Source organism: Bacteroidales bacterium, assembly GCA_014860575.1.
In the GTDB taxonomy this organism is placed as follows: Bacteria; Bacteroidota; Bacteroidia; order Bacteroidales; family JAAYJT01; genus JAAYJT01.
Genome location: JACZJK010000004.1, coordinates 1 through 12,705, shown reverse-complemented (window position 1 = coordinate 12,705; position 12,705 = coordinate 1). Strand labels below are relative to the sequence as shown.

Sequence of the window (12,705 nt, the reverse complement as noted above, 5' to 3'; positions counted from 1 at the left end):
GCGTTTCAATTTTGCATTCAACAAGGGTAAAGATTTGGAAGATACCATCAAGGCATTCAACAATGTAAGTGATTACATCAGGGATTTGAATCTGGAAGATGCCAGGGCAATCCGTGAAAATCTTGATCAGGAAACCCTGGCAATATTCGACTTGCTAAGAAATGGAAAAACCTTGACGCCTGTTCAGATTAAGCAGGTTAAAAAAGTCGCTGTTGATACGCTGGCCTTATTAAAAGCTGAAAAACTCAGGATTGAAAGGTGGCGCGAAAGCCGCCAGATTAAAGCTCAGGTAAAAACCATCATCTTTAATACATTACAGTGGTTGCCCCAGGAAGTGTATAGCGATGAGGAAGTAAATGAAAAAACGATCAACATTTACCAACATTTATTCACCAATTACCTAGGTGGGCCGCATGATGCCTATTCACGCATTTCTGCCTGAAAAATTTGACTACCTGATTTAGGAACACAACAAAACTCCTAGATCACCACAAGTCGCTTGTTCACAGCTTCACCAGATGAAAGCAGAACTCTGACAATATAAATTCCCTTTTTATCTGGAGCAGTGAAGCCATTTAAACGATTGTGTTCTGCATCAATCTTATGAACCTTTGAACCTGTTAATGAATAAACCCCGATGGAGCGGGTGTGATCAGGCACGAACATGTATACTTCACTGCCTGCACGCACAGGGTTGGGAAGGATGCGGATTTCAATATCATTAACATCTGATTTAATAATATTATCTGAGAGGAGAATATTAAAATAGGAATTTGAAAAATCGCCCAAGGGGTCGGATTTCAGTACAAACAAATCCTGCTCATTCATAACCATCATTTCATTGATCTCACCGGCCATTACAAAGCCTCCATCATTGGTGCCGCGCATACGGTAAATGGCAACGGATGCATCGTTGGCAGTGATGATGTCGCGGTTAAGCAGATTGCCATCACCATCAATTTTAAGCAATGCTGATTCAAAAATAGTTTCACCAAAAGCTTCAAAGCGTATCTCGGTGATGAGAAAGGTGCCATCAGTCCATTCAATCACATCAGTAGCCTGTGTGTAAACATTGTCAGGATATGTTTGTGACCAGATTACCTCACCATACTGATCAACCCTGATTGCGCATGAATGCTCAGAATTAGGACTTGAGAAACCCACCATGATATAACCACCATCAGCGAGTTGTTTCACGGAGTTGGCAGCACGCATGCCATGTTCGTTATAGAGCTTTGTCCAAACCGAGTCGGCATTCTGATCGAATTTCCAGAGAAAAGCTTTTGAACTGCTTCCGCCGCCGGCAGAGCCAGTAAGCAGAAAGCCTCCATCAGAAGCAGGTTCAACGTGGGTGACAATGGTGCCTGAGTACCAACCGGGAGGAACAGGAGCATTGAGGGTTCTTTGCTCAAGCAATGCACCTTCCTGGCTCACCAAAAACATATTTGGCTGTGAACCAAGCTGACCCTCAGCGCCGATGACCACAATGCGGTTATCGGGTAACAAAACTGCACGTGCAATCACCGCTGAATTCTGCGGCAAATCATTGGTCCATTGTGAGGTCCAGAGTGTATCGCCCAGGCTGTTCAGTTTAACAATCCAGGGCCTGCTCAGCATGGTAGCTGTTCCGGTAACAACGAAATCGCCCGTTGAGGTTTCGATAACACTGTAGGCCCTCTCGGAATAATTATCCTTGCTGATGTTGGTTTCCCACTCCAGGTTTCCGGCTTCATCAAGTTTAACGATATAATAGTTGGCTGAATAATTTTCGCTGTCGTAGGCAGCAATGATATAGCCATTGTCAGAAGTTTGCCGGATATCGGTTGCAAACTGCGGCCCCGGCCCTCCAAAAAAAGTTACCCAGGGGGTTTGCTGTGCTGAGGTACTGGCAGAAGCCAGCAGCAGCACGATTGCGATTTTACGTTTCAGATTACTTTTCATTACATCAAGTTTGGGTTATGGCTAATAAGCAACTTACTGGATGATCAACTTCTTCCTCTCAACTTCCTGCTGCCCCAGGATTTCAACAAGGTACAGACCATGCTGGTTGATGTTCAGTTGCATGAAGGATTGCTCAGAATATCTGCTGAGTATCAATCTTCCGCTGTTATCATAAACATTCACCTGGTCGCCGCCTGAAATACCGCTGAGGGTGACCTGGCCGTTTGAAGGGTTCGGATAAATATTGACCCCTGTGTTTCGGGCAAACACATCTTCAACACCCACTGTACCAAGCTCAAGCGATTCAACCATTGACAATCCCAGCATCTTAAAGAGGCCTTCAAAATGTGGCATGTTATGATCGTAGGTTGCCACAATGTTGGCCGTAGCGCTGGTTTGCTGCATATACACTTTCCATTGGATGGGTTCATTGAATTCAAAACCATCTTTCACAGGCGTGTCAGGGTCGTTGCCATAGGCGGTCAGCACGGCATGGTTCGCATTCCATTGAATAACGCCGGCACATTTGTCAACACCATAATCATTATAAAACACTCCTATCATATCACCTGGGCTGAGGCTCATGCCAATCTGCTGAATGGCTTCCGGGATGTGAATGTTGTGAGGCATGGCTGTGGGAGTAAACTCCCAACCCGCCGGCATGGTGAGTGCTGCCGGAATTCCAACAACATTGCTGGCAGGGCTGCTTTCGCCATAGCTAAATACAGCAGTTACCCCATATAAATAGGTTTCCCCTTCTTCAATGGTGTCAGTAAAACTCAGTTCTGAAATTGGGTTGGTGGTAAGCTGCATACTATCGCGGTAAACATGGTATCCGATGAGATTGAGGTTTTCAGGTAAGGTTGCTGACTGCCCAGCCTGCAGCACCAGGCTATCACCATTGATGGCATCGGAAACAAGTCCCCGGATATTCCAGTTTTTAGAAAAACCATAAGCATACAGTGTAGTCCATTCTGAACCATTGATCCTCAAAAGGTCGCCTGATCCGGGTATGGCCGGGCCGCCATCAACTCCTGCGTTATATTCAAGGCCTTCCACTTCCATTTCATATCCGATCCAGAGATAATCGAGACCGGCAATGGCAATGGGGAAAGGAAGTGCAATATCATTCCATTGATCAGCCACCAGGTTATTTAATGGAAGACTGATCAAGGCGGAGTCAGCAAATTCTCCGGAATAAACCTTAAGTGTGAAGTCTGCATTGTTTCCTGTGAGATAAAAACCAACCTGGTCAAGTTGTTTATTATTATATGGCATCAGTTCGAAAGGCATGAAACGGGCTGCCAGTTCATAAGTGCCATTGGAAGTTGCAATACTTGAAAAAGGCTCCCCATTTCCAAAACGTAATACATCGGGCGAAGCCCCTGGCGGAAGCCAGTTGAGGGTAACAATATTTTCGTCAAGCGAGGCTGTAAGGTTCGATGGAGGCATAATGACACCTTCGCCTTGCATTGGCACCTTCAACTCACCTGTTCCCTGGTAGCCAAAATATTCAATAGACAAGGTATCAAGAAAATCACCAGGGGCTGAAGGGGTGAAACTCACAGTTACAGAAATGCTTTCACCAGCCGGAATAGACCATGTTGGCATGTAAGATGCAAAATCATCAGTTCCTGTCTGACCCGAAAACAGCATGATCAGTGCATCACTCAGGTTAGTGATTTCAACTTCTGACAGCGACATTTGCCCTACACCTTGCATGCCGAAATCAAGGCTGGAAGGATTAGCAAGCAAAAGAACCGTCCATTCCAAATTAATGATCACTGGCAAATTGGTAACTGGGTTATTTAAATTGTTGGTTACAAATGGAAGCAACAATTCATAGGAAGTCCCCATTCCCGTTGTGTTCACGGTAAGTGTAATATTTGTAGCTGAATCACCAGCGGATATAGTTCCGCTGTTGCTGGAAAGGCTTAGCCAGAATGGAAGCTCATTAACCTGCCAGTCCAGGTCGGAAGCTCCGGTATTGCTGAGTGTTAATAACATCGTCCAGACCTCTCCACCTTCAAGAGTCTCAGAAATAAAAGCAGGATCAATAAGAAGGCCCGGTGCGCCAACCTGCACGGTTCTCTCAACAGGCGAACTCTCTCCTACATCAAAGACAGCAGTCACACCATAAACATACACTCCGGGATCAACATTGCTATCAACAAAGAGGCCATCGTTAAGCGGCTCAGGATATAGCAGTGAACCATCCCGGTAAATATTATATCCGAGCAGGTCAAGATTCAGCAACTGAATGTTGGTTGTAGCCGGGAAAAGAATTTCTTCAGTACTTTCAACCAGTTCAGCCTCTGAAGGCTGAAGCGGTTCTTCAGGAAGACCCAGAACTACGAGTGACTCGGGGTTTTCCTGATCCAGCAGCATCACCCGGATGAGCCAGTTATAATCAAATCCGGCATAGGTAGCAGCAAACCAGTCGCTACCCAGGTTAACCATATCTCCGAACCCGGCAACAGCCGGACCTATGTCAAAAGCGGCCGAGCCATCAAAACTATTGTATTGTGTGAGCTCAAATCCCACCCAATATTCTTCGTTGGGTTCAATCTCAACCTGAACTTCAAACTGGAGCTCATTCCACTCATTGTAACTTAGATCCGTTGCAATTTGTTCATACACAAGGGTTCCGGCATTTTGACCTTTCCATATTTTGGCAGTGTAGCCGGTAAATTCACCGGTAGGGAAAAATGCAACCCTTGAAATGGTATTACCAATGAAATCATTAAGCGCCGATGCCGGCCATCTTGCGGCAATTCGGAATGAGCCCGCCTGTGAAATGCCAAGGGAAGCGTTTGCTATTCCATTGTCGTAACCCAGCCAGCTACTTTCAGGCCCGTCATTGCCCCATGAAAGTTCCACATCATTCCCCTGAACATCAGCCACCAGGTACTCAGGGGCAGGAATGATGACATTTGCGGTGATGGGTGATACATTCACCGGATTAGCCGTATCGTTGCTGAAAACCATCATGGTTTCATTATAAACAGCAACCGCGGATGGCGTAAAAACAACATCCACATTTTCGTAGGTTCCGGCAGTTATGTTGAGGCTAGTTGCTGCAGCGCTGAAGTCGTCATTGCTGAAAGTGATATCATTAATCTCGAGAATACCATCGCCCAGATTCCAGATGGTGATGTAAGTTGTATAGGTTTCACCAAAAGCAATATCACCATAATCCAGGTAATAGCTGTTGACAAAAATACCTGGCTGAGCTGAAATATTTATGGGTGCGATCATTACGAGCGCAGAAAATAAAATCGTTGAGAGGAGAAGTAGCTTTTTCATGTTCCTGGTATTGTTAGCTGTGTATTTTATGAAATGCTGTTATAATAATATGATTAACGGATCATCAGTTTTCGCTGATCTTTTGAACTTCCGTTTAATATGATAAGGTGATAGAGTCCGCTTGAAAGATTTCTGATATCAAAACTGTAAGTACCGGCATTTCTTCCAATTTCGTTGGAGAACACCAAAGTTCCCAAAGTATTGTAAATTTCAATCCGTCCGTTAACAATGGCTTCACCAAACTGCAGATTTACAGTTTCGGCGGCCGGGTTCGGGAACATGCTTCTGATCAGGCCATCGCCTGTTGAATTTAACTCACTGATACCCGTTGTGGTGTTCGGAAGCATCATAAAGTTTACAGGAACATATATTTTCGGATTCAACACATCATTGCTATTGATCACAAGGTTGGCATTCATCAGTGTGTCTTCCATTATAGCCATGAGCCGGATATAGAGTGTATCGGTTTCCTGTGGACCGGCTGTACCTGCCGAAGGTGGCAACAACTTGATCCATCCCGGAGGTGGAATAACGTCAAGATCATAAACAACAATCTGGTCTGCGCCTTCACCCAATTCGGTGAAACTGTCGTGCAATGCAAGCATTACCAGCTTGTTTTCCTGCCAGTCGGGGCTTACAAAAATGTTCTTAGCCATATCAATGTAGGTGCTGTCGATGCTCAGGTTCGCGCCGGCGAATGAAACACCCGTCTGGTTACCGGTTTCCGGCTCAAGGCGTATTGCTTCAATCGCGCCTGTTGATCCTGACTGATGATACACCCAAAGATAAGGCGCACCCGGCGACCAGCTATCCCATGCCAGGCCTTTGATATTATAAAGAGTAGTGTAGAAATTCAGTTGCTGCCCTTGTTTGCTGATCTTTCTTATGATCCCGCCGTTGGCAAGATAAAAGTTTTCATTCTGCGGATCAATGGCCATGGAGGCTGCAAAGAAATTTGTATTAATAGTGAAATCAATGGTTTGGTATGTTTCGGGGTCAATCTTTGCGATCACATACTGTGAAGCAGCATACAGGTATTCACCGTCGGAAGTGATGGAATACCAGGTACTGCCAAAACCGCCTGGAATAATGTCTTTACTTATGATCTCAGAACCATCTTTTGCAATCCGGTAGATATAGGCCGGAACACCAAAATCGGGGTATGTAATGATGTATATCTGATCGTTGATAAAAGTCATGGAGCGCATGTTCTTGTCAAAGTCGGGATCAGTCAGGGCAGTGACATCAAATTGAAACAATCCCGAACCGGGATCAGTAGTGCCCATGTTGGGATATTCGAGGGTTGCGAACCAGTTAAGATCCCACAATTCAGAGAGGTTGCCAATATATACCGGCACATAAACAGAATCTCCCGGAAGCAGGTCGTTCTGGATGGCATTGGGCGAGACAACGACTTCAGGCCCGGGAACGCCAGTGGTTTCAGGGGAAAGGTCGTAAAGCACCACCCAGGCCAACTGATCATTATTTGTTTGGTAATTTGATCCCTGCAAGGCGGCAAATACAACTTTTCCGGGAATGATCTGATCGGACAAGGTGAAAGAAAATGCCTGGTCAACGCCAAAAGGATTCATGTTAACGCCTTCAAAAGTTACACCGGTTAATTGCCCATTGGCAGGATTGATCTGGTAGGCCTTTGGGCGCACGTCGGTAGATGTATATTTCATTGAAAAAACCCAGAGATAGGGGCCGCCCTCGGTCCAAGTGTCCCATGCAAGTCCGGATGTTGGAAGATCCTGGATAAAGGGAACAGCTTTGATAACATTTCCCTGGATATCCATTTCATAAATGAGATTGTCATCGCCGCTTACCCAAAAGTGACCGGTGGCAGGATCATAAGTAAGGCCGCGGTGATAATACGGAGGCGTCTTAAATTGAACCCCTGTTCTCTGGCTGGTTGTCATGTCAACCTGGTAAACAGTATCAATACCGGCTCCGTAAAGAAATTCACCATCATAAGCCAGGTCAACCCAGTTTTCCATGAGAGTGCTATATGTCCAGTATTGAATAAGAGAATCACCTTCTGCATTGATTTTATATAATTTACGCTGCCATCCTGCATCCGGATCAAAGCCAGTAAGCCAGTAATGACTTTCTGCAAACTCAATACCGCGTAAACTGCGATCGGGCGTTGGTGTTAAAATACCGGCGTTAAATGCACCTAAGGTATCTCCTAGGCTTGTTGTCTGAGAAGAAACAGGATAAGAAAAGCAAGCTATAAAAAGAGCGATGGTAAAGAGTCTGAAATTTTTCATAGTTTGATAGATTAATAAATTCAAATATTAAGCTTACCATATTTTTTGGAAAATTCGAATTGTATTTAACCAGCAATCCTGTTTAGACTAACATAAACAGTAAATGAAGATTAGATTTACTAATATTCAATGAACTCATAGAATAAACACCTGTATCGAAGTAATTGTTTATCAATACAGTGTTAAGCTTTTGTTAAATACTGTTCTACAGAATAAGAGATAGGGGACTCAGAAATTTGTTGAATCAACTATGAGGCGCAGTAAATATAATGCATGGAATCGTTTAAGCATTCTGAATATTAAATGAACATCATGCCTGCATTTCTTTAGTGTACATAAGGAGTAAACAATTTATTTTAGGCTAAATACAACCTGACAAATGATCACTCAAGTATAGCAGTCGCTTACTTTATAAGGTTCCTGTTAGCATGAATTACTTCAGCAATTACGTCCCTCATTATTTCTGTAGTTCGAAAAACCATTTCCTGATCTGATGGAAAAGGTAATGGCTTGGTATTAACAGTTTTGCGGGTTTCTTCAGTAAGTGCCTCCATGTCTCCGATGGCACGCGCTGATAAATGCTCAAAAGTGCTGCTGGCTCCAACAGGTTCTTTCTTGAGTAACCGACGCGGGTTCTCAGATATAAATTCGACGTCACCTTCGATAGTGCAATGTTTGCGCTGCAAGGTTTCTATCACAGCACAGGAAATATCTTTGAATTTAGGGGATTTTACATCATTGCCCAGGCTGTCTTTTACCACATTTCCGCGACGGTCGAGGGCATATTCAAATCCATCCTGAATTCTTTTTTTCTCAACCCTGTCTTTATCACTTGTTAACTCAGGTGAAACATCAATCATCCTGATGTTTGTAACAATATAATAGTCATACTCCAGGTTCTCATCCAGGTCACGGAAATGGTATTCCACCCATTCGCTGTCAAGGTTGGCAGGCTTAATGGCCAGCAACTGGTTCTCAAAATCATCACCAAGATTGATGGACGTTTGGTTCTGAACCATTACAAGTACCCGGCTGGTTCCCATGAACCTGGCTTCCTGGATCATTTTATCAACACCACGATGGGTGCTGCTGTAACTACTGGCTTTGATAAACTCATGGAAAGCCTGCCGGTATGCTTCCTTTTCATTTTGCCCCATGAGCCGGAGCGCGTTATCGTAATAATAATCAGCGGCAGAAGCCCGAACCGAAACAATTTCTTCGTCGTAATTGACATAAGGATAATTGATGACCCGATCAGGAAGTTGTAGCGGTAAAACGGTTCTAACCAGCGATTGCCTTTCCCTTAACTGCATATAAATACCAATCATTTCCTCGAGATTGCGCGGATCATTATTGAGTTTTAGAAAATTAATGCGTTCCCAGTTGCGCTCGTTGGCAATGCGGTAAGCTCTTTCAAGTACAAGGATTTCTTCGGCATTGCCCGGATCTTTTCTGAGGTTTTTGACTGATTTCTCAATGGCAGCCTCATACCTGCCACGTTGCAGAAGCTTAGAAGATGTGCTGCAGCCGGCAATAAACATGATGGCAAAAATGAAGAGGCTATACTTTTTCATTACGCTAAGCTATTAGTTTACGATTATTAAACTTTTTCAAAAATAGGGAAAGAATCAATAGATATTTTGCAAATGCTGATCAATTATTTAAGAGTAAATTTCTAATTGCTTTGCCTGGGATCGAAACACTGTAAAATCCTATTTCTGTAAACTCCTTGAATATGGCGCTACATCCAGTCCGCTAAAATCCTTTTCTAGAAATTTGTAATAACCTGCTATGGCGATCATGGCGGCATTATCAGTGCTGTATTGAAACTCTGGCAAATAAACATTCCAGCCTTTGCTGGCATGCAATTCCAGCATTTTATTCCTTAGTCCCGAATTTGCTGAAACGCCACCTGCAATAGCAATCTCACTGATGCCAGTTTGTTCAGCGGCTTTAATCAGCTTGTCAATTAATATTTCAATGATAATATCCTGAACCGATGCCGCAAGGTTGGCCTTATTGTTCTCAATAAAATCAGGATCTTTTTTAAGCTGATCACGCAGAAAATACAGGATAGAAGTTTTTAGCCCGCTAAAACTATAATCAAGACCCGATATTTTAGGTTTCGGAAAGTGAAAAGCTTTTACATCTCCTTCCTTCGCCAGTTTATCAATCACAGGTCCGCCCGGATAAGGCAAGCCCATGATTTTAGCTGTTTTATCAAAAGCTTCACCGGCGGCATCGTCAATGGTCTGGCCAATAATTTTCATGCGGAAATAATCCTCAACCAGCACAATCTGGGTATGTCCGCCCGATACGGTCAGGCAAAGAAAAGGGAATTTGGGAGTAGGTTTTTGCCCGCTTTCATCCTGGATAAAATGCGCAAGTATATGTGCCTGCATGTGATCCACCTCAATCAGCGGTATCTGTAGCGCCTGAGTGAACGATTTGGCAAATGAAACGCCAACCAGCAGCGAACCCAGCAATCCCGGCCCACGCGTAAATGCCACGGCATGGATATCATTTTTCTGTATTTTTGCCGTTAGTATAGCAGTTTCAACAACGGGAATGATATTCTGCTGATGGGCGCGGCTGGCAAGTTCGGGAACGACACCTCCAAAGTTTTTATGAACCGACTGATTGGCAATGACGTTGGCAAGAATTTTGGTATCAGCAAGCACGGCTGCTGATGTATCGTCGCACGAAGATTCAATTCCGAGTATATAAGTTGTCATTTAAAATATTTTGATCTCTTTTTTTCGAATGCGCAAAATTATCAAAAAAGCACTTAGGATATTGATGTGGGCAATTCTCACATGCATAGTTCTCCTGGTGGCTTTATTCTTTCTCGTACAAAACAGCCGCATTCAGACGTTTTTGGCGCAAAAAGCCGCATCCTATCTCAGCCGCGAACTAGAAACCAGGGTTTACATCGAAAAGCTTAAGATTGTTTTTCCGCTTGATATTGATATTAAGAACTTTGGCATTGACGATAGGCGAGGCGCCACCATATTGCGAACCGAAAAACTGCAATTGAGCCTCACCAGCCTGAGCCGCAGGGATCATAACATTAACATCGGCCGGGTCGCATTTGAAAATCCGGAAATCAACCTGCTTACTTACGAAGGTGATTCGTTGACGAACTACCAGTTTATTATTAATTACTTTGCCAGTGGTGAACCAGATACAACGATTTCAGCACCCTGGTCATTCAGTCTGCGTAATGCAAGCATCTCAAATGCTTCATTTGCGATGCACAATTTTAATTTTGAACCCGAACCTGATTTTTTAGATTTCAATCATTTGCAACTGCAAGGACTTCATCTCGTACTGAGCGACCTGCAATATTTCAATGACACCCTGAACGTTCAGTTACATCACCTCAGCGCAAACGAACACAGTGGCATTGTTTTGAACCGCTTACGTGCCGACCTTTCGCTGACTCCTGAAGGAATATTTACCAAAAATCTGGTCATACAGACTCCCAACTCTGATTTACTTCTCGATCTAGCATTTCTGTTTAATGATTTTTCAGCTTTCTCCTATTTTACCGATAGCGTTACAATTCATGCCGACATCTACCATTCAGAGCTGGACCTTTCTGATCTTGCCGGCTTCGTACCTGAACTTGCTGGGATGGACAGTAAGGTTGCGTTTGAAGGCCAGGTTAGGGGTGAAGTTAATAGTTTGAGGTTAAAGGATTTTGCATTGAGTTACGGCAGTTTTACTTCTTTCAGGGGAAACATTAACATGGACGGGCTTCCCAATATTGAAGAAACATTCATTCACCTGAACGCAAAGAAGCTTACCACACATTACACCGACCTGCAAACCCTGAAACTCCCTTCCCAAAACGGTCCAAGATTTCTTGCCTTGCCCGAGGAAGTGAAGCAACTTGGACATGTGATTATTAAAGGGAGATTTACCGGATTTTATACAGATTTTGTTTCTGATGGAAGCTTCAGCACCAACCTGGGAACACTAACAACAGATATTTCACTCAAATATAATTTTGATAACCGGAAGATTGTGTATGCAGGCCAGGTTGACACTCGGCAATTCAACCTGGGTCGTTTTCTTGATAAGGAGGAAATCCTCGGCTTCATAAACATGAAAGCAACTGTGGATGGCCACGGGCAATTCCCCTCCACCTTTAATGCGAAGTTTACTGCCGATGTTTTTTCCTTTGATTTTATGGGAAATAATATTGATTCACTGATTGTAACCGGAGAATTGCTTGAGAAAAAATTTAATGGCAACCTTGCAATTCGCGATGAACTTCTTAGCCTCGATTTCCTTGGGCTGTTCGACCTCAATCATGATCCGCCTGTATTCAATTTTAGCGCAGTGTTGAATGATGCTTATCTCGCCCAACTGAATTTGATTGAACGGGATAGCAGCGCGCGCTTGTCAACAAAAGTTGAACTTGATTTCACCGGAAATAATCTTGACAACCTGCAAGGACATATTCTGATCAATGAAACACGCTACTACGAAAAGGGTGAGATGATCAGTATAGATACCTTCGATTTGAATGCACTCCCTGTCAATGCTGGTAAGAGAGTTCTTGCCTTGCGATCCGATTATATGGATGCAGATATTGAAGGTAATTTCAATTACAGCGAGATTTATCCTGCTTTCCGGAACATACTGCGTTTTTACCTGCCTTCATTTGAGGAAGATGAAACTCTTGCCGATACAGAGGTTCCTGAGCAATCGTTCACATATTATGTAACATTGAAGAACACCCAGGATATCAGTCAATTATTCCTGCCTGATGTTGTGGTGAATACCAATGCGATCATCGAAGGCCGGTTCAACTCAAGTGAAAATATCGTAGGTATTGCAGCCAAAGCTGGCGATATTTCATTGTATGGAACCACATTAAAGGATTGGAAACTGACAATGAACGCCACAAGCCAAAATCTCTACGTCAGAACCGGCGCCGGACGATTGCAGGTAATTGACTCTGAAAATGGTGAAACGCCTGAAATAGGTCTTGATAATCTGTTGATAGATGCAAATTTTGCAGGCGATTCAATTGTTTACAATATTGCATGGCGCGATCCTGATGATCCTCAGGCCAATTCCGGCGATCTGAGTGGATTCTTCACTTTTGTGAATAACCCGCAGCTGGAATTGCGGATTACGGAATCAGCGTTCACAGTCAACTCAACATCATGGT

Annotated in this window: 7 protein-coding genes; 2 read left to right on the top strand and 5 right to left on the bottom strand. The window is 43.7% G+C overall.

Annotation, left to right across the window (positions count from 1 at the left end):
- Window positions 1-34: 34 nt before the first annotated feature.
- Window positions 35-442, top strand: coding sequence for a hypothetical protein (locus IH597_00300; protein ID MBE0660883.1), 408 nt, complete (start codon window positions 35-37; stop codon window positions 440-442).
- 38 nt (window positions 443-480) lie between these two features.
- On the opposite strand, the gene IH597_00295 is transcribed toward IH597_00300, so the two are convergent.
- From IH597_00295 to tsaD, 5 genes are all read right to left on the bottom strand, one after another.
- Complete coding sequence (locus tag IH597_00295) at window positions 481-1,941, bottom strand: hypothetical protein (protein ID MBE0660882.1); 1,461 nt, start codon at window positions 1,939-1,941, stop codon at window positions 481-483.
- 33 nt (window positions 1,942-1,974) lie between these two features.
- Window positions 1,975-5,247: a choice-of-anchor D domain-containing protein gene (locus IH597_00290; protein ID MBE0660881.1), complete on the bottom strand. Its 3,273-nt coding sequence runs from the start codon at window positions 5,245-5,247 to the stop codon at window positions 1,975-1,977.
- 53 nt (window positions 5,248-5,300) lie between these two features.
- The gene (locus IH597_00285) at window positions 5,301-7,520 is read right to left on the bottom strand and encodes a T9SS type A sorting domain-containing protein (GenBank protein ID MBE0660880.1); all 2,220 of its coding nucleotides are present in this window, start codon (window positions 7,518-7,520) and stop codon (window positions 5,301-5,303) included.
- Window positions 7,521-7,924: 404 nt separating this feature from the next.
- The gene (locus IH597_00280) at window positions 7,925-9,094 is read right to left on the bottom strand and encodes a hypothetical protein (GenBank protein MBE0660879.1); all 1,170 of its coding nucleotides are present in this window, start codon (window positions 9,092-9,094) and stop codon (window positions 7,925-7,927) included.
- A gap of 138 nt (window positions 9,095-9,232) precedes the next feature.
- The gene (gene tsaD / locus IH597_00275; GenBank protein MBE0660878.1) at window positions 9,233-10,255 is read right to left on the bottom strand and encodes a tRNA (adenosine(37)-N6)-threonylcarbamoyltransferase complex transferase subunit TsaD; all 1,023 of its coding nucleotides are present in this window, start codon (window positions 10,253-10,255) and stop codon (window positions 9,233-9,235) included.
- A gap of 28 nt (window positions 10,256-10,283) precedes the next feature.
- On the opposite strand from tsaD, the gene IH597_00270 reads away from it, so the two are divergent.
- A partial coding sequence (locus tag IH597_00270; protein ID MBE0660877.1) for an AsmA family protein occupies window positions 10,284-12,705 on the top strand: 2,422 nt, incomplete at its 3' end.

Bases quoted from the DNA above. Each gene is read 5' to 3' on its own strand.
- IH597_00295 (MBE0660882.1), bottom strand. From the start codon at position 1,941: ATGAAAAGTAATCTGAAACGTAAAATCGCAATCGTGCTGCTGCTGGCT.
- IH597_00290 (MBE0660881.1), bottom strand. From the start codon at position 5,247: ATGAAAAAGCTACTTCTCCTCTCAACGATTTTATTTTCTGCGCTCGTA.
- IH597_00285 (MBE0660880.1), bottom strand. From the start codon at position 7,520: ATGAAAAATTTCAGACTCTTTACCATCGCTCTTTTTATAGCTTGCTTT.
- IH597_00280 (MBE0660879.1), bottom strand. From the start codon at position 9,094: ATGAAAAAGTATAGCCTCTTCATTTTTGCCATCATGTTTATTGCCGGC.
- tsaD (MBE0660878.1), bottom strand. From the start codon at position 10,255: ATGACAACTTATATACTCGGAATTGAATCTTCGTGCGACGATACATCA.